Below are 17,175 nucleotides of genomic sequence, written 5' to 3' on the forward strand. Positions count from 1 at the left end.
ACTACTTACCAGCCTTTCCGACCTTGCGGCGGATGACTTCGCCCTGGTACCGCACACCCTTGCCCTTGTAGGGGTCGGGCTTGCGCAGCTTGCGGATGTTCGCGGCGACCTCGCCGACCTTCTGCTTGTCGATGCCGTCCACGTGGAACAGGGTCGGCCGGTCGACGCGGAAGGAGACACCCTCAGGGGCGTCGACGATCACCGGGTGGCTGAAGCCCAGAGAGAACTCCAGCTGCGCCGGGCTCTTGGCCTGGACGCGGTAACCCACGCCGACGATCTCCAGCGTCTTGCTGTATCCCTTGGTCACGCCGTCCACCATGTTGGCGATCAGCGTGCGGGAGAGCCCGTGCAGCGCACGGACCTTCTGCTCATCGTTGGGGCGGGTGACGGCGATCGCGCCGTCCTCGCCCTTCTCGACCACGATCGGCTCGGCGACCGTGTGCGAAAGCGTGCCCTTGGGGCCCTTGACCGTGACATCCCGGCCGTCGATGGTGATGTCAACACCATTCGGTACAGGGATGGGCAGCCGTCCAATTCGCGACATGCTGTGATTCCTCCCCTCTACCAAACGTAGGCGAGGACTTCCCCGCCCACACCACGCTTGCCGGCCTGCTTGTCGGTCATGAGCCCGCCGGACGTCGAGATGATCGCGACGCCCAGACCGCCCAGGACCCGGGGCAGGTTGTCCTTCTTTGCATAGACCCGCAGACCGGGCTTGGAAACCCGGCGCAGGCCCGCGATTGACCGTTCACGCGTGGGCCCGAACTTGAGCTCCACCACGAGGTTCTTCCCGACCTTGGCGTCTTCGACGGCCCAGGCCTGGATGTAACCCTCCTGCTGGAGGATCTCGGCGATGTGCGCCTTGATCTTCGAGTACGGCATGGCCACGGTGTCGTGGTATGCCGAGTTCGCGTTACGCAGACGTGTCAACATGTCTGCGATCGGGTCGGTCATCGTCATGGCCGGTGGCCCTCCTCACCGCGGTTTCCCTGTGACCGGGACCTACGGTGTGGTCGTGGGCGCTTGAAGCAGCGCCCGGTTGATATGACTTATATGTACGGCTGGCGCCGTGCGGGCCCCTCCCGGAGGGATGTCCCTCGGGGAGCCCCTCGAAGAGGAGCCCGCACGCGAACTACCAGCTGGACTTGGTGATGCCGGGCAGCTCGCCCCGGTGCGCCATCTCGCGGAAGCACACGCGGCAGAGGCCGAACTTGCGGTAGACGGCGCGGGGCCGGCCACAGCGCGAGCATCGAGTGTACGCCCGCACGCCGAACTTCGGCTTGCGCTCGGCCTTCGCGATCAGAGACTTCTTGGCCATCAGGCCTCCTTGAAGGGGAAGCCGAGAAGCTTGAGCAGCGCCCGGCCCTGGTCGTCGTTCGTGGCGGTGGTCACGACCGTGATGTCCATGCCACGCTGACGGTCGACCCGGTCGGGGTCCACCTCGTGGAACATGACCTGCTCGGTGAGACCGAAGGTGTAGTTCCCGTTGCCGTCGAACTGCTTGGGCGACAGGCCGCGGAAGTCCCTGATGCGCGGGAGCGCGAGGGACAGCAGCCGGTCGAGGAACTCCCACATGCGGTCGCCGCGGAGCGTCACGTGCGCGCCGATCGGCATGCCCTCGCGCAGCTTGAACTGGGCGATGGACTTGCGAGCGTGGGCGACGGCCGGCTTCTGGCCGGTGATGGCGGTGAGATCGCGCACCGCGCCCTCGATGAGCTTGGAGTCACGAGCCGCCTCGCCGACGCCCATGTTCACCTTGATCTTGGTGAGCCTGGGGATCTGCATGGCGTTCTCGATGCCGAACTGCTCACGCAGCTTGTCGGCGATCTCCGCGCGGTAGCGCTCCTTGAGGCGCGGAACCGCGCGCTCGGTCTCAGTTGTGGTGGCGGTCATCAGTTGTCCTCACCCGATTCGTCGGCCTTCTCGGCCTTCTTGGCGGGCTTGTCGTCCTTCTTCGCCTCATCCTTGAGCTTCTTGACGTTGCTCACGTGGATGGGGGCCTCCATGGTCTGCACGCCGCCTTCCTTGGCGCCGCGCGGTCCCTGGTGGGTGACCTTGGAGTGCTTCTTGATCATGTTGACGCCCTCGACGATCACGCGGTCCTCCCGCGGGATCGCCTGGATCACACGACCCTTGGCACCCTTGTCCTTACCGGCGATGACCTGGACGAGGTCACCCTTCTTCACATGCAGCTTCGGCATTTACAACACCTCCGGCGCGAGCGAGATGATGCGCATGAACTTCTTCTCGCGCAGCTCGCGACCCACCGGACCGAAGATACGCGTGCCCCGAGGGTCGCCACTGTCCTTGATGATGACCGCGGCGTTCTCGTCGAAGCGGATGTAGGAGCCGTCCGGGCGGCGGCGCTCCTTAGTGGTGCGCACCACGACAGCCTTGACCACATCACCCTTTTTGACGCCGGCGGCGGGAAGGGCGTCCTTCACCGTCGCGACGATGATGTCGCCGATACCCGCGTAGCGCCGACCCGAGCCGCCGAGCACGCGGATGCACAAGATCTCCTTGGCACCCGTGTTGTCGGCGACCTTGAGCCGCGACTCCTGCTGGATCACGTCAACTCCCGTGTGTCACGCCGGTTCTCAATCGTGAGCCTGGCGGAACTAGATTTCGGTCTGATGCGCCCTGGCGCCGGCATGGCCGGCGCCGAGGGGGGACGCCCGCGCGGGAGACCCCCTTCCAGAGGGGTCTCCCGCAAGGCGACTTACTTGGCCCGCTCGAGGATCTCCACGACCCGCCACCGCTTGGTGGCGGACAGCGGCCGGGTCTCCATCAGGAGGACGCGGTCGCCGACGCCGCAGGAGTTGGCCTCGTCGTGGGCCTTGTACTTGGTCGTACGGCGGATGACCTTGCCGTACAGCGGGTGCTTCACGCGGTCCTCGACGGCGACGACGACGGTCTTGTCCATCTTGTCGCTGACCACCAGACCCTCACGGGTCTTGCGGTAGTTCCGCGCCTGCTTGTCGGTGCTCTCAGTTGTCTCAGCCATCGCTCGGCTCCTTCTCGACCGTGACGATGCCGAGCTCCCGCTCGCGCATCACGGTGTAGATACGGGCGATCTCGCGGCGGACGGCGCGAAGCCGCCCGTGGCTCTCCAACTGACCGGTCGCCGCCTGGAAGCGGAGGTTGAACAGCTCCTCCTTGGCTTCCTTCAGCTTCGTGACCAGTTCGTCCTGGTCAGAAGTCCGCAGCTCACCGGCGGTCAGGCCCTTAGCCATCACGCCTCACCCACTTCACGCTTAACAAACCGGCACTTCATCGGGAGCTTGTGCATCGCACGCCGGAGGGCCTCGCGGGCCACCGGCTCGGAGACGCCCGAGAGCTCGAACATGACGCGGCCGGGCTTGACGTTGGCGATCCACCACTCCGGCGAACCCTTACCGGAACCCATGCGGGTCTCGGCGGGCTTCTTCGTCAGCGGACGGTCCGGGTAGATGTTGATCCACACCTTGCCGCCACGGCGGATGTGCCGGGTCATGGCGATACGAGCGGCTTCGATCTGGCGGTTGGTCACGTAGTGGTGCTCAAGCGCCTGGATGCCGAACTCGCCGAACACGACCCTGGTGCCGCCCTTGGCGGCTCCGCTGCGGTCAGGCCGGTGCTGCTTGCGGTGCTTGACCCTGCGCGGGATCAGCATGGTCAGCTCCCTTCAGCACCCGGCTGCTCCGCCGGGCCGGTCTCGGGCGCCCCAGCGGGCGCGGTGCTTTCGGTCCTCGGGCCACGGCCGCCACCACGGGGGGCGCCGCCGTCACGGCCACGACCGCCGCCGCCGCCCGCGCCCCGGCCGCGCTGCGGCCTGTCGGTGCGGTCGCGACGCTGGCCGCCCGCGCGCGCGCCGGCCGCGGCCGCCTCGCGCTCGGCGCGGCTGGTCGGGGCCTCGCCCTTGTAAATCCACACCTTCACGCCGATGCGGCCGAAGGTGGTGCGGGCCTCGTAGAAGCCGTAGTCGATGTCCGCGCGAAGGGTGTGCAGGGGCACACGGCCCTCGCGGTAGAACTCCGAGCGCGACATCTCGGCGCCGCCGAGACGACCGGCGCACTGGACACGGATGCCCTTGGCGCCGCTCTTCATCGCCGACTGCATGGCCTTGCGCATCGCGCGCCGGAAGGAGACCCGGCTCGACAGCTGCTCGGCCACGCCCTGGGCGACGAGCTGGGCGTCCACCTCGGGGTTCTTGACCTCGAGGATGTTCAGCTGGACCTGCTTCTTGGTCAGCTTCTCGAGGTCGCCACGGATGCGGTCCGCCTCGGCGCCGCGGCGGCCGATGACGATGCCCGGCCGGGCGGTGTGGATGTCGACCTGGACGCGGTCGGTGGTGCGCTCGATCTCGACCTTGGAGATGCCGGCCCGCTCCATGCCCTTCTGCAGCATGCGGCGGATCGAGACATCCTCGGCGACGTAGGACTTGTACAGCTTGTCGGCGTACCACCGGCTCTTGAAGTCGGTCGTGATGCCGAGCCGGAACCCGTGCGGGTTAACCTTCTGGCCCACTAGCGGGTCCTTCCCTTCGGCCTGCCCTGGCCTTCAGGCCGGGCTTCGACGATCACAGTGATGTGGCTCGTCCGCTTGTTGATCCGATAGGCACGGCCCTGGGCACGGGGACGGAACCTCTTCAGCGTCGGGCCCTCATCGACCCACGCCCGGCTCACGACCAGCATCTCGCGGTCGAGCTTGAAGTTGTGCTCGGCGTTCGCCATCGCGCTCGTGAGCACTTTGAAGATCGGCTCGCTCGCCGCCTGGGGGGCGAACTGCAGCACGGCCTGCGCCTCCGAAGCGGGCAGCCCGCGAATGAGGTCCACCACGCGGCGGGCCTTCTGGGGCGTGACGCGGACGAACCGCGCCTGAGCCCTGGCTTCCATCGCTTACTCCTCGTTTCCTAAGGCGCTTACCGCCGGCTCCGCCGGTCTTCCTTGACGTGGCTGCGGAAGGTCCGCGTCGGCGCGAACTCGCCCAGCTTGTGACCGATCATCGACTCGGTGACGAACACCGGGACGTGCTTGCGCCCGTCGTGGACGGCGATCGTGTGGCCCAGCATGTCCGGCACGATCATGGAGCGCCGCGACCACGTCTTGATGACGTTCTTGGTGCCCTTTTCGTTCTGCGTGTCCACCTTCTTCATCAGGTGGCCGTCGACGAACGGGCCCTTCTTAAGGCTACGTGGCATTTAGGCTGCTCCTACCGCTTCTTCCTCTTGCTCCGCCGACGGATGATCAGTCGGTCGCTGGCCTTGTTGGCCTGACGGGTACGGCCCTCGGGCTTGCCCTTGGGGTTCACCGGGTGGCGACCACCAGAGGTCTTGCCCTCACCACCACCGTGCGGGTGGTCGACCGGGTTCATCGCGACACCGCGGACGGTCGGGCGCTTGCCCTTCCAGCGGTTACGACCGGCCTTGCCGATGTTGATGTTGGCCTGCTCGGCGTTGCCGACCTGGCCGACCGAAGCGCGGCAGCGCACGTCCACCTGGCGCATTTCACCGGAGGGCATACGCAGCGTGGCGTACTGCCCTTCCTTGGCCAGCAGCTGGATCTGCGCGCCGGCGGACCGGCCCAGCTTCGCGCCGCCGCCCGGCTTCAGCTCCACGGCGTGGATGAAGGTACCGGTCGGAATGTTGCGCAGCGGCAGGCAGTTGCCCGGCTTGATGTCGGCCGCAGGGCCGTTCTCGATGCGGTCGCCCTGCTTGATGCCCGTGGGAGCGAGGATGTAGCGCTTCTCGCCGTCCGCGTAGTGCAGGAGCGCGATGCGCGACGTCCGGTTGGGGTCGTACTCGATGTGAGCGACCTTGGCCGGAATGCCGTCCTTGTCGTGGCGCCGGAAGTCGATGATCCGGTACGCACGCTTGTGCCCGCCGCCCTGGTGACGCGCGGTCACCCGGCCGTGGACGTTACGACCACCCTTGCTGTGCAGGGGAGCAAGCAGCGACTTCTCCGGCGTGCTGCGCGTGATCTCGGCGAAGTCCGAGACGCTCGCGCCGCGGCGACCCGGAGTCGTCGGCTTGTATTTACGGATGCCCATCTTTTTCGTTCATCCCTTGTCGATGTTGCTTGGCAATGCGGCGGCGGAGATCAGCTGATCTGACCGAAGATGTCGATCCGATCGCCTTCCACCAGGCTCACGATCGCCCGCTTGGTGCTCGGGCGCTGGCCGTAACCGAACTTCGTCCGCTTACGCTTGCCCTGGCGGTTGATCGTGTTCACGCTGGTGACCTTGACGCCGAAGATCTGCTCGACAGCGATCTTCACCTGCGTCTTGTTGGCCGTCTTGCGCACCAAGAACGTGTACTTGTTGTGCTCATCGATCAGGCCGTAGCTCTTCTCAGAGACGATCGGCTTGATGATGATGTCGCGCGGGTCGGCGATCTTCTGCATCAGGCGTCTTCCTTCCCGCTGCCGCCCAGCCGAGCCACGACCTGGTCGTACGCCTCACGCGTGAAGACCACGTCGTCGTAGCAGAGCACGTCGTACGTGTTGAGCTGGCCGGCGTCCAGGAGGTGGACCTCCGGGGCGTTGCGCAGGCTCAGCCAGGTGTGCTCGTCGTCCGCGTCGACCACGACCAGGACGCTGCGAGCCTTGGAGATGTTGCGGAGCGCATCGAGGGCGGCCTTGGTCTTCGGGGTGTCCCCGGTGACCAGGCTGTCCACGATGTGCACGCGCCCGCCGGAAGCCCGGTCGCTGAGGGCCCCGCGCAGGGCGGCGGCCTTCATCTTCTTGGGCGTCTTCTGGGTGTAGTCACGCGGCTGCGGGCCGTGGACGGTGCCACCGCCGGTGAACTGCGGCGCGCGGGTCGAGCCCTGGCGGGCCCGGCCGGTGCCCTTCTGGCGGTACGGCTTCTTGCCGCCGCCGCTGACCTCACCGCGGGTCTTCGTCTTATGGGTGCCCTGCCGGCGCGCGGCAAGCTGGGCGACGACGACCTGGTGGATCAGCGGGATGTTGACCTTGGCGCCGAAGATGTCCTCCGGCAGGTCGACGCTCCCGGTCTTCGCCCCGGCCGCGTCGAGGACGTCAACGGTGGTGCTCACTTGGCAGCCCCCTTCTTGGCAGCGGTGCGAATGAGGACCAGGCTGCCGTTGGCGCCGGGGACCGCACCCTTGACCAGGATGAGGTTCTTCTCGGCGTCCACGGCGTGAACCTTGAGGTTCTGGACGGTGGTGCGGACGTTGCCCATCCGGCCCGCCATGCGCAGTCCCTTGAAAACGCGGCCCGGAGTGGCGCAGCCGCCGATGGAGCCGGGCGAGCGGTGCTTGCGCTGGGTGCCGTGCGAGGCGCTGAGGCCCTTGAAGCCGTGACGCTTCATGACACCCGCGAAGCCCTTGCCCTTGCTCTTGCCGGTCACGTCGATGTGCTGGCCGGCCTCGAAGGTGTCGGCCAGAACTTCCTGGCCGAGCGTGTACTCGGAGGCGTCGGAGGTCCGGAGCTCGACGAAGTAGCGGCGCGGGGTGATGTCGTGCTTGCGCAGATAATCACCAAGCGGCTTGTTCACCTTGCGCGGGTCCACCTGCCCGTAGCCGAGCTGAACAGCGGAGTAGCCGTCCTTGTCCTCAGTGCGGACGCGGGTCACCACGCACGGACCGGCCTCGATGACGGTGACCGGGACGATCCGGTTGCCCTCGTCGAAGACCTGGGTCATGCCGAGCTTCTTGCCCAGGACGCCCTTGATCTGCTTAGCCATGTCAGTGCGTTCCCTCAGAGCTTGATCGAGATGTCGACGCCGGCCGGAAGGTCGAGACGCATGAGCGAGTCGACGGTCTTCGGCGTCGGATCGATGATGTCAATCAGCCGCTTGTGCGTGCGCATTTCGAAGTGCTCACGGCTGTCCTTGTACTTGTGCGGCGAGCGGATGACGCAGTACACGTTCTTCTCGGTCGGCAACGGCACCGGGCCCGCGACCTTCGCGCCAGTCCGCGTCACCGTCTCGACGATCTTCTTGGCCGAGCTGTCGATGACCTCGTGGTCATAGGCCTTAAGCCGGATGCGGATCTTCTGTCCCGCCATAGTGGCCTCGGTGTCCTTCGCTGTCGTCCTGCAAAAGTTTCGTGCGGCCTTTTGCCGCTATGGGTGTCCCACGTGACTTGCGCCCCATGGCCCGCCACCTCTTCCGTGATCTTGCAGTCATCTCGGTCGCGGCGGCCGAGACGACTGCGAGATCACGGGCCCGGCTGGGCTCGGAGCTCACCGTGGGCTCCGGGGCCGCCGAGGCGACCCCTTCGTGGTGCGGCGGCCGGACCCGTTCTCGGAGTCCGACCGCCGACCCGCGGTCGTGCTACTTGATGATCTTCGTGACTCGACCCGCACCGACGGTGCGGCCACCCTCACGGATGGCGAACTTGAGACCGTCCTCCATCGCGATGGGCTGGATGAGCTGGACGGACATCTCGGTGTTGTCACCGGGCATGACCATCTCGGTGCCCTCGGGAAGGGTCACGACGCCCGTCACGTCCGTGGTACGGAAGTAGAACTGCGGGCGGTAGTTGTTGAAGAACGGCGTGTGGCGGCCGCCCTCGTCCTTGGACAGGATGTAGACCTGCGCCTCGAACTCGGTGTGCGGGGTGGTCGTGCCCGGCTTGATGATGCACTGGCCGCGCTCGACGTCCTCGCGCTTGATGCCACGCAGGAGCAGACCGACGTTGTCACCGGCCCGACCCTCGTCGAGGAGCTTGCGGAACATCTCCACACCGGTGACGGTGGTGGTGGTGCTCTTCTCCTTGATGCCGATGATGTCGACGGTCTCGTTGACCTTGACGATGCCGCGCTCGATACGACCGGTCACGACGGTGCCGCGGCCGGTGATCGAGAAGACGTCCTCGATCGGCATGAGGAAGGGCTTGTCGGTGTCACGAACGGGCTCGGGGACGTTGTCGTCCACGGCGTTCATGAGCTCGATGATCGAGTCGCCCCACTTCTCGTCGCCCTCGAGCGCCTTCAGCGCCGAGACGCGCACGACCGGCAGGTCGTCGCCCGGGAACTCCTGGGCGGAGAGCAGCTCGCGGACCTCGAGCTCGACGAGCTCCAGGATCTCCTCGTCGTCCACCATGTCGGCCTTGTTCAGGGCGACGACGATGTAGGGGACGCCGACCTGGCGGGCCAGGAGGACGTGCTCCTTGGTCTGCGGCATCGGGCCGTCGGTGGCGGCGACCACGAGGATCGCGCCGTCCATCTGCGCCGCACCGGTGATCATGTTCTTCACGTAGTCGGCGTGACCGGGGCAGTCCACGTGAGCGTAGTGGCGCTTCTCGGTCTGGTACTCGACGTGCGCGATGGAGATGGTGATGCCGCGGGCCTTCTCCTCGGGCGCCTTGTCGATCTTGTCGAACGGGGTCGCCTCATTGAGGTGAGGGAAACGGTCGTGGAGCACCTTGGTGATCGCCGCGGTCAGAGTGGTCTTGCCGTGGTCGATGTGCCCAATGGTGCCGATGTTCACGTGCGGCTTGGTCCGCTCGAACTTGGCCTTGGCCACTGCTCTGTCTCCTTAGAGATTCTGACGTGACTTGCTAGTCTCACTCGGGCTCGGAGCCCGATCCCCGGGCGGCGGTGGTCTCCGCCCGAGCCGGTTGGGTCTGGGACTTGTCGTCCAAGTCCCCCGCCGGCGGGGACGGCGATCGCTCGACGTCCCCGGCCGTCCGGGTCCGGTGCTTATTCGCCCCGAGCCTTCGCGACGATCTCCTTGGCGATGCCCGGGGGCACCTCCGAGTAGGAGTTGAACTGCATGCTGTAGACAGCCCGGCCCTGGGTCTTGCTGCGAAGGTCGCCCACGTAGCCGAACATCTCTGACAGCGGCACCAGGGCGTTGATGACCTTCGCCCCGGAGCGGTCTTCCATGGCCTGGATCTGCCCGCGCCGACCGTTCAGGTCGCCGATGACATCGCCCATGTAGTCCTCGGGCGTGGTGACCTCGACGGCCATCATCGGCTCCAGGATCACGGCGTCCGCGCGGCGGGCGGCCTCCTTGAAGGCCATCGAACCGGCGATCTTGAAGGCCATTTCGGAGGAGTCGACCTCGTGGTAGGCACCGTCCTGGAGGGTGACCTTCACACCCACCATCGGGTAGCCGGCCAGCACGCCGAACTCCGCGGCCTCCTGGGCGCCCGCGTCCACCGACGGGATGTACTCCCGGGGGATGCGGCCACCGCTGACCTTGTTGGAGAACTCGTAGCCGTCGTTGCCCTCGCCCAGCGGCTCCAGGTCGATGATCACGCGCGCGAACTGGCCGGAACCACCGGTCTGCTTCTTGTGCGTGTACTCGACCTTCTCCACCTTGCGGCGGATGGTCTCGCGGTAGGCGACCTGCGGGCGGCCGACGTTGGCCTCGACCTTGAACTCGCGGCGCATCCGGTCGACGAGGATCTCCAGGTGGAGCTCGCCCATACCCCAGATGACCGTCTGCCCGGTCTCCTCGTCCCGGCGGACCTGGAAGGAGGGGTCCTCCTCGGCCAGGCGCTGGATCGCGGTGCTGAGCTTCTCCTGGTCACCCTTGGTCTTGGGCTCGATCGCCACGTTGATGACCGGCGCCGGGAACGTCATCGACTCCAGGACGACCTGGTTGGCCGGGTCGGAGAGGGTGTCACCGGTGGTGGTGTCCTTCAGACCCATGACCGCCACGATCTGACCAGCGTGCGCCGACGGGCGCTCTTCGCGCTTGTTGGCGTGCATCTGGTAGATCTTGCCGATGCGCTCCTTCTTGCCCTTGACCGAGTTCACCACGGAGGTGCCGGTCTCGAGCGTGCCGGAGTAGATGCGGATGAAGGTGAGCTTGCCCAGGTGCTGGTCGCTCATGATCTTGAACGCCAGTGCCGAGAACGGCTCGTTCGGGTCCGCGTGACGCTCGATCTCCTCCTCCTCCTTGCCGACCGCGTGCCCCTTGAAGGCGGGGATGTCGGTCGGGGCGGGGAGGTAGGCGACGATCGCGTCGAGCAGGGGCTGCACGCCCTTGTTCTTGAACGCGGTGCCGCACAGGACCGGGTTGAGCGCGCTGGCCAGCGTCGCGCGGCGGATGCCGGCGACGAGCTGCTCCTCGGTGGGCTCGACGCCCTCCAGGTAGAGCTCCATGAGCTGGTCGTCGTGCTCGGCGGCCGTCTCGATGAGCCGGTCGCGCCACTCGCGCGCCACCTCGGCGTGGTCGGCCGGGATGTCGACGGTGTCGTACATCTCGCCCTTGGCCGCCTCGGCGCTCCAGATCAGGCCCTTCATCTTCACCAGGTCGATGACGCCCTTGAAGTCGGCCTCGACGCCCCAGGGAAGCTGGATGACCAGCGGCGTCGCGCCGAGGCGCGACACGATCATGTCGACGCAGCGGTGGAACTCGGCGCCGACGCGGTCCATCTTGTTGACGAAGCAGATGCGCGGGACGCCGTAGCGGTCCGCCTGCCGCCACACCGTCTCGGACTGCGGCTCGACGCCGGCCACGGCGTCGAAAACCGCCACAGCGCCGTCGAGGACGCGCAGCGAGCGCTCCACTTCGACGGTGAAGTCGACGTGGCCGGGCGTATCGATGATGTTGATCGTGTGATCAAGCCACTCGCAGGTGGTCGCGGCAGAGGTGATCGTGATGCCGCGCTCTTGCTCCTGCTCCATCCAGTCCATCGTGGCAGCGCCCTCGTGGACTTCACCGATCTTGTAGTTGATACCGGTGTAGAACAGGATGCGCTCGGTCGTGGTGGTCTTGCCCGCGTCGATATGGGCCATGATCCCGATGTTGCGGACCTTGGCCAGGTCAAGAGCGGTCGATGTCGCCACTTCTCTCGCGTCCTCGTCGTCTCGTCGTCGCCGCTGGGGTTACCAGCGGTAGTGGGCGAAGGCCTTGTTGGACTCGGCCATCTTGTGCGTGTCCTCACGCCGCTTCACGCTGGCGCCCAGACCGTTGCTCGCGTCGAGCAGCTCGTTCATCAGCCGCTCGGTCATGGTCTTCTCGCGGCGGGCGCGGGAGTACTGCACCAGCCAGCGCAGTGCCAGGGTGGTGCTGCGCGCCGCGCGCACCTCGACCGGCACCTGGTAGGTCGCGCCACCGACACGGCGGCTGCGGACCTCAAGAGTGGGCTTGACGTTGTCGAGAGCGCGCTTCAGGGTGACAACCGGGTCGTTGCCCGACTTGTCCCTGCAGCCCTCGAGGGCGTCGTAGACGATCGTCTGGGCGAGCGAGCGCTTGCCGTTCAGAAGCACCTTGTTGATGAGCGCGGTGACCAGCGGCGAGTTGAACACCGGGTCTGCGACAAGCTGTCGGCGCCCAGCGGGACCCTTGCGCGGCATGTCAGCTCTTCTCCTTCTTCGCGCCGTAGCGGCTGCGGGCCTGCTTGCGGTTGCGGACGCCCTGGGTGTCCAGCGAACCACGGATGATCTTGTAGCGAACACCCGGCAGGTCCTTCACACGACCGCCACGCACGAGCACGATGGAGTGCTCCTGGAGGTTGTGGCCCACACCAGGGATGTAAGCCGTCACCTCGATGCCGTTGGTGAGCCGGACACGCGCCACCTTGCGGAGGGCCGAGTTCGGCTTCTTCGGGGTCGTCGTATACACGCGCGTGCAGACGCCGCGCCGCTGGGGGCTCCCCTTGAGCGCCGGTGTCTTGGTCTTACTGACCTTGTCCTGGCGGCCCTTGCGGACCAGCTGCTGAATCGTGGGCACCGCGTCTCCGTTCGTGCTTGGCCGGTGATTCGAAAAGTCGTGCGTTTCGCAGGCTCTGCCGGTGTCATGACCTGCTGTTTTTCCCTCGGCTCCGACCCACGCGCTCGGGCGTGTCGCGATCTTTGCCGACTTCGCCCGGCGAAGAGGCCGGCACCCGGTGGAGGAGATCACACGGCGACCGGCCGGCCCCTGAAGGGCCTGGCGAGCGCACGCATGTGAGCCCATGAAGCCACGGGCACGAAGGGCAAGACTACCCAGCCCATCGCAACACGTCAAAACGGCTGCGCCGAGTCGCTTGTGCGCGCTCGGTTCGTGTCGTGGCCCGCAGCCGGTTTCCCCCCGGCCGCTATCGGGCACCAGGCAAGTTTACGCCACCCACGGACCCGTCTCGACGATTTCCCGTGTTGCCGCCCGGCGGCCCTCAGGACGCCACCGGACGGCCCTGGAACACGGCGAGGGGCGCCCGCCCCCGTTGCCGGGAGCGGGCGCCCCTGCGTTCGCCCTGCCGCGAGGTGGGACCGGCGCCGCCGGCCCCGCCGTCAGCGGTTGTACTGACCGAAGTCGTACTCCTCCAGCGGCACGGCCTCGCCGCTGCCGGTGCCGAAGGTGTAGTCGGTCGCCGAGCCGTCGTAGCCGCCGACGGTGTACATCGCCGCCTTGGCCTCCTCGGTCGGCTCGACCCGGATGTTGCGGTACTGGGACATGCCCGTACCGGCCGGGATGAGCTTACCGATGATGACGTTCTCCTTCAGACCCAGCAGGCTGTCGGACTTGGCGTGGATCGCCGCGTCCGTGAGCACCCGCGTGGTCTCCTGGAAGGACGCCGCCGACAGCCACGACTCGGTGGCCAGCGACGCCTTGGTGATGCCCATGAGGACCGGACGGCCGGAGGCGGGGGTGCCGCCCTCGGCGACGACCTCGCGGTTGACCATCTCGAAGCGCGGCCGCTCGACGAGCTCGCCGGGCAGCAGGTCGGTGTCACCGGACTCCAGCACGTTCACGCGCTTGAGCATCTGCCGCACGATGATCTCGATGTGCTTGTCGTGGATCGACACACCCTGCGAGCGGTACACCTGCTGGACCTCGGCCACCAGGTGCAGCTGCACGGCCCGGGGGCCGAGGATGCGCAGCACCTCGTTGGGGTTGACCGCGCCGGCGATGAGCTGCTGGCCCACCGTCACGCGCTGACCGTCGCTGACCAGCAGACGCGACCGCATGGACACCGGGTAGGCGATCTCGTCGGAACCGTCGTCCGGCGTGATCACGATCTTGCGGGTCTTGTCGGTCTCGTCGATGCGCGCCCGGCCGTCCGCCTCGCTGATCGGGGCGACGCCCTTGGGGACGCGCGCCTCGAACAGCTCCTGGACACGGGGCAGACCGTGGGTGATGTCCGCGCCCGCCACACCACCGGTGTGGAAGGTACGCATGGTCAGCTGGGTGCCGGGCTCGCCGATCGACTGGGCGGCGATGATGCCGACCGCCTCGCCGACGTCCACGAGCTTGCCGGTGGCCAGGGAGCGGCCGTAGCAGGTGGCGCAGACACCGATCTTGGCCTCGCACACCAGCGCGCTGCGCGTGCGGACCGTCTCGATGCCGGCGTCGACCACCGCCGTGACGATGGCGTCGTTGATGTCGGCGCCGGCCGTCGCGACGACCTTGCCGTCCACCTCGACGTCCTCGGCCAGGATGCGGCCGTGCACGTTGCTCTCGGCGTTCTCGGCCTTGACCAGGTTGCCACCCGAGTCGCGCTCGCCGACGTGCAGCGGGACGCCGCGGTCGGTGCCGCAGTCGATCTCGCGGACGATGACGTCCTGCGCGACGTCCACCAGACGACGGGTCAGGTAACCCGAGTCGGCGGTGCGCAGCGCGGTGTCGGCCAGACCCTTGCGCTGTCCGTGGGTGGAGATGAAGTACTCCAGCACCGACAGGCCCTCGCGGAAGGAGGACTTGATCGGCCGCGGGATCGTCTCACCCTTGGTGTTGGACACCAGGCCGCGGATGCCCGCGATCTGACGCACCTGCATCTTGTTGCCTCGGGCGCCGGAGTTGACCATCATCCAGACGGAGTTGGTCGCCGGGAAGGCGTTCACCATGTCGGTCTCGACGTCCGCCGTGGCGTGCGTCCAGATCTCGATGAGCTCCTGACGGCGCTCCTCGTCGGTGATCAGACCGCGCTCGTACTCGCGCTGGACCTTGTCGGCCCGGCGCTCGTAGGACTCCATGATCTCGGCCTTGTTCGGCGGCGCGACGACGTCGTCGATGGAGATCGTGACGCCGGACCGCGTGGCCCAGTGGAAGCCCGCGTCCTTGAGCGCGTCCAGAGCGGCCGCGACCTCGACCTTCGGGTACTTCTCCGCCAGCTCGTTGACGATCGCCGAGAGCTGCTTCTTGCCGATCTGGGAGTTCACGAACGGGTAGTTGTCGGGCAGCGTCTGGTTGAACAGCGCCCGGCCCAGCGTGGTCTCCAGGCGGTAGGCCTCGCCGGCCTCCCAGCCCTCGGGGGCCGACCAGCCCCGCGGCGGCGGGACGTCCTTGACCCGGACCTGGATCTGGGCCTGGATGTCCAGCTCGCGGCGGTCGAAGGCCATGAGCGCCTCGGAGACCGAGCCGAACACGCGGCCCTCGCCCTCGGCGCCGTCCCGATGCGTGGTCAGCCAGTACAGACCGATGATCATGTCCTGGGTGGGCATGGTCACCGGCTTGCCGTCGGCCGGCTTGAGGATGTTGTTGGTCGAGAGCATCAGGATGCGCGCCTCGGCCTGGGCCTCCGCCGACAGGGGCAGGTGGACCGCCATCTGGTCGCCGTCGAAGTCGGCGTTGAAGGCGGTGCAGACCAGCGGGTGGATCTGGATGGCCTTGCCCTCGACCAGCTGCGGCTCGAAGGCCTGGATGCCCAGGCGGTGCAGGGTCGGCGCGCGGTTGAGCAGCACCGGGTGCTCGGTGATGACCTCTTCGAGCACGTCCCACACGACCGGCCTGGCCCGCTCGACCATGCGCTTGGCCGACTTGATGTTCTGCGCGTGGTTGAGGTCGACCAGACGCTTCATCACGAACGGCTTGAACAGCTCCAGGGCCATCTGCTTGGGCAGGCCGCACTGGTGCAGCTTGAGCTGCGGGCCGACGACGATGACCGAACGGCCGGAGTAGTCGACGCGCTTGCCGAGCAGGTTCTGCCGGAAACGGCCCTGCTTGCCCTTGAGCATGTCCGACAGCGACTTCAGCGGGCGGTTGCCCGGCCCGGTGACCGGACGTCCGCGGCGGCCGTTGTCGAACAGCGCGTCGACGGCCTCCTGGAGCATCCGCTTCTCGTTGTTGACGATGATCTCGGGCGCGCCGAGGTCGAGAAGCCGCTTGAGGCGGTTGTTGCGGTTGATCACCCGGCGGTACAGGTCGTTGAGGTCGGAGGTCGCGAAGCGGCCACCGTCGAGCTGCACCATCGGCCGCAGGTCCGGCGGGATCACCGGGATGCAGTCGAGCACCATGCCGTTGGGCGAGTTGCGGGTGGTGAGGAACGCCGAGACGACCTTGAGCCGCTTGAGCGCGCGGGCCTTCTTCTGACCCTTGCCGCTGCGGATGGTCTCGCGCAGCGACTCGGCCTCGGCGGCCAGGTCGAAGTTGTTCAGCCGCTCCTGGATCGCCTGGGCGCCCATGCCGCCGCGGAAGTAGCGGCCGAAGCGGTCGCGCATCTCGCGGTACAGCAGCTCGTCGCCCTCGAGGTCCTGAACCTTGAGGTTCTTGAAGCGGCTCCAGACCTCCTCGAGGCGGTCCAGCTCGCGCTGGGTGCGGTCGCGGAGCTGACGCATCTCGCGGTCGGCGCCCTCGCGGACCTTGCGGCGCTGGTCGCCCTTGGCGCCGGCGGCCTCCAGCTCGGCCAGGTCGGACTCGAGCTTCTTCTGGCGGGCCTCGATGTCGGCGTCGCGGCGCTGCTCGATGTGCTGCCGCTCGACGGAGATCTTGGCCTCCAGCGAGGGCAGGTCACGAGCACGCATGTCGGTGTCGACATACGTGATCATGTACGCCGCGAAGTAGATGACCTTCTCCAGGTCCTTCGGGGCGAGGTCGAGCAGGTATCCCAGGCGGGACGGGACGCCCTTGAAGTACCAGATGTGGGTGACCGGCGCGGCCAGCTCGATGTGGCCCATCCGCTCGCGGCGCACCTTGGCACGCGTGACCTCGACGCCACAGCGCTCACAGATGATGCCCTTGAAGCGGACGCGCTTGTACTTGCCGCAGTAGCACTCCCAGTCGCGGGTCGGACCGAAGATCTTCTCGCAGAAGAGTCCGTCCTTCTCGGGCTTCAGGGTGCGGTAGTTGATGGTCTCGGGCTTCTTGACCTCGCCGTGGGACCACTGCCGGATATCGTCGGCCGTGGCGAGGCCGATGCGGAGCTCGTCGAAGAAGTTGACGTCGAGCACTTGTTATCCCCTCGCTTGAAAATCAGACCTCTTCGACACTGCTCGGCTCGCGCCGGGACAGGTCGATGCCGAGCTCCTCCGCCGCGCGGAAGACGTCCTCGTCGGTGTCGCGCATCTCGATGGACATGCCGTC

Annotated in this window: 22 protein-coding genes; all 22 read right to left on the reverse strand. The window is 67.1% G+C overall.

Features of this window, described 5'->3' with window-relative positions:
- Position 1: 1 nt before the first annotated feature.
- A complete protein-coding gene (gene rplF / locus ABZT47_RS08250; RefSeq protein WP_354837569.1) occupies positions 2-544 on the reverse strand; it encodes a 50S ribosomal protein L6 in 543 nt (180 codons plus the stop codon).
- 17 nt (positions 545-561) lie between these two features.
- Entirely contained in the window at positions 562-960 is a 399-nt protein-coding gene (rpsH, locus tag ABZT47_RS08255) for a 30S ribosomal protein S8 (protein WP_354837570.1), read from the reverse strand.
- Positions 961-1,132: 172 nt separating this feature from the next.
- Positions 1,133-1,318 carry a type Z 30S ribosomal protein S14 gene (locus ABZT47_RS08260; protein ID WP_114032742.1) on the reverse strand — a complete coding sequence of 62 codons (186 nt, stop codon included), beginning with the start codon at positions 1,316-1,318 and terminating at the stop codon, positions 1,133-1,135.
- Positions 1,318-1,893 carry a 50S ribosomal protein L5 gene (rplE, locus tag ABZT47_RS08265; protein WP_354837572.1) on the reverse strand — a complete coding sequence of 192 codons (576 nt, stop codon included), beginning with the start codon at positions 1,891-1,893 and terminating at the stop codon, positions 1,318-1,320. The genes ABZT47_RS08260 and rplE overlap by 1 nt, the downstream gene beginning before the upstream one ends.
- The gene (gene rplX, locus ABZT47_RS08270) at positions 1,893-2,192 is read right to left on the reverse strand and encodes a 50S ribosomal protein L24 (RefSeq protein ID WP_354837627.1); all 300 of its coding nucleotides are present in this window, start codon (positions 2,190-2,192) and stop codon (positions 1,893-1,895) included. The genes rplE and rplX overlap by 1 nt, the downstream gene beginning before the upstream one ends.
- A 9-nt stretch (positions 2,193-2,201) precedes the next feature.
- The gene (rplN, locus tag ABZT47_RS08275; RefSeq protein ID WP_189162756.1) at positions 2,202-2,570 is read right to left on the reverse strand and encodes a 50S ribosomal protein L14; all 369 of its coding nucleotides are present in this window, start codon (positions 2,568-2,570) and stop codon (positions 2,202-2,204) included.
- Between the two features lie 149 nt (positions 2,571-2,719).
- Positions 2,720-3,004: a 30S ribosomal protein S17 gene (rpsQ, locus tag ABZT47_RS08280; protein ID WP_354837575.1), complete on the reverse strand. Its 285-nt coding sequence runs from the start codon at positions 3,002-3,004 to the stop codon at positions 2,720-2,722.
- Positions 2,997-3,233 (reverse strand): 50S ribosomal protein L29, encoded by a 237-nt coding sequence (rpmC, locus tag ABZT47_RS08285; protein WP_354837577.1) that lies wholly within the window; start codon positions 3,231-3,233, stop codon positions 2,997-2,999. Before rpmC ends, rpsQ begins: the two co-directional genes overlap by 8 nt.
- Complete coding sequence (gene rplP / locus ABZT47_RS08290; protein ID WP_184608221.1) at positions 3,233-3,652, reverse strand: 50S ribosomal protein L16; 420 nt, start codon at positions 3,650-3,652, stop codon at positions 3,233-3,235. Before rplP ends, rpmC begins: the two co-directional genes overlap by 1 nt.
- Positions 3,653-3,654: 2 nt before the next feature.
- On the reverse strand, positions 3,655-4,506 hold the full coding sequence (rpsC, locus tag ABZT47_RS08295; protein ID WP_354837579.1) for a 30S ribosomal protein S3: 852 nt from the start codon (positions 4,504-4,506) through the stop codon (positions 3,655-3,657).
- The gene (rplV, locus tag ABZT47_RS08300; RefSeq protein WP_354837581.1) at positions 4,506-4,874 is read right to left on the reverse strand and encodes a 50S ribosomal protein L22; all 369 of its coding nucleotides are present in this window, start codon (positions 4,872-4,874) and stop codon (positions 4,506-4,508) included. The genes rpsC and rplV overlap by 1 nt, the downstream gene beginning before the upstream one ends.
- Positions 4,875-4,900: 26 nt before the next feature.
- Positions 4,901-5,179, reverse strand: a complete 279-nt coding sequence (rpsS, locus tag ABZT47_RS08305) for a 30S ribosomal protein S19 (protein WP_262849229.1) — start codon at positions 5,177-5,179, stop codon at positions 4,901-4,903.
- Between the two features lie 11 nt (positions 5,180-5,190).
- A complete protein-coding gene (rplB, locus tag ABZT47_RS08310; protein ID WP_214414915.1) occupies positions 5,191-6,027 on the reverse strand; it encodes a 50S ribosomal protein L2 in 837 nt (278 codons plus the stop codon).
- 50 nt (positions 6,028-6,077) lie between these two features.
- Complete coding sequence (gene rplW / locus ABZT47_RS08315; protein ID WP_248964952.1) at positions 6,078-6,380, reverse strand: 50S ribosomal protein L23; 303 nt, start codon at positions 6,378-6,380, stop codon at positions 6,078-6,080.
- A complete protein-coding gene (gene rplD / locus ABZT47_RS08320) occupies positions 6,380-7,030 on the reverse strand; it encodes a 50S ribosomal protein L4 (protein ID WP_354837585.1) in 651 nt (216 codons plus the stop codon). The genes rplW and rplD overlap by 1 nt, the downstream gene beginning before the upstream one ends.
- Positions 7,027-7,680, reverse strand: a complete 654-nt coding sequence (gene rplC, locus ABZT47_RS08325; protein WP_354837587.1) for a 50S ribosomal protein L3 — start codon at positions 7,678-7,680, stop codon at positions 7,027-7,029. The genes rplD and rplC overlap by 4 nt, the downstream gene beginning before the upstream one ends.
- Positions 7,681-7,694: 14 nt before the next feature.
- Complete coding sequence (rpsJ, locus tag ABZT47_RS08330) at positions 7,695-8,003, reverse strand: 30S ribosomal protein S10 (RefSeq protein ID WP_012887830.1); 309 nt, start codon at positions 8,001-8,003, stop codon at positions 7,695-7,697.
- Between the two features lie 268 nt (positions 8,004-8,271).
- Complete coding sequence (gene tuf, locus ABZT47_RS08335; protein ID WP_354837590.1) at positions 8,272-9,465, reverse strand: elongation factor Tu; 1,194 nt, start codon at positions 9,463-9,465, stop codon at positions 8,272-8,274.
- A 176-nt stretch (positions 9,466-9,641) separates the two neighbouring features.
- Positions 9,642-11,741, reverse strand: coding sequence for an elongation factor G (gene fusA / locus ABZT47_RS08340; protein ID WP_354837592.1), 2,100 nt, complete (start codon positions 11,739-11,741; stop codon positions 9,642-9,644).
- Positions 11,742-11,780: 39 nt separating this feature from the next.
- The gene (gene rpsG / locus ABZT47_RS08345; RefSeq protein WP_248964948.1) at positions 11,781-12,251 is read right to left on the reverse strand and encodes a 30S ribosomal protein S7; all 471 of its coding nucleotides are present in this window, start codon (positions 12,249-12,251) and stop codon (positions 11,781-11,783) included.
- Between the two features lies 1 nt (position 12,252).
- Positions 12,253-12,627: a 30S ribosomal protein S12 gene (gene rpsL / locus ABZT47_RS08350; protein WP_061253213.1), complete on the reverse strand. Its 375-nt coding sequence runs from the start codon at positions 12,625-12,627 to the stop codon at positions 12,253-12,255.
- A 539-nt stretch (positions 12,628-13,166) separates the two neighbouring features.
- The gene (locus ABZT47_RS08355; protein ID WP_354837595.1) at positions 13,167-17,042 is read right to left on the reverse strand and encodes a DNA-directed RNA polymerase subunit beta'; all 3,876 of its coding nucleotides are present in this window, start codon (positions 17,040-17,042) and stop codon (positions 13,167-13,169) included.
- Positions 17,043-17,175: the final 133 nt, after the last annotated feature.

The organism is Sphaerisporangium sp. NPDC005289 (genome assembly GCF_040607455.1).
Classification (GTDB): Bacteria; Actinomycetota; Actinomycetes; order Streptosporangiales; family Streptosporangiaceae; genus Sphaerisporangium; species Sphaerisporangium rhizosphaerae.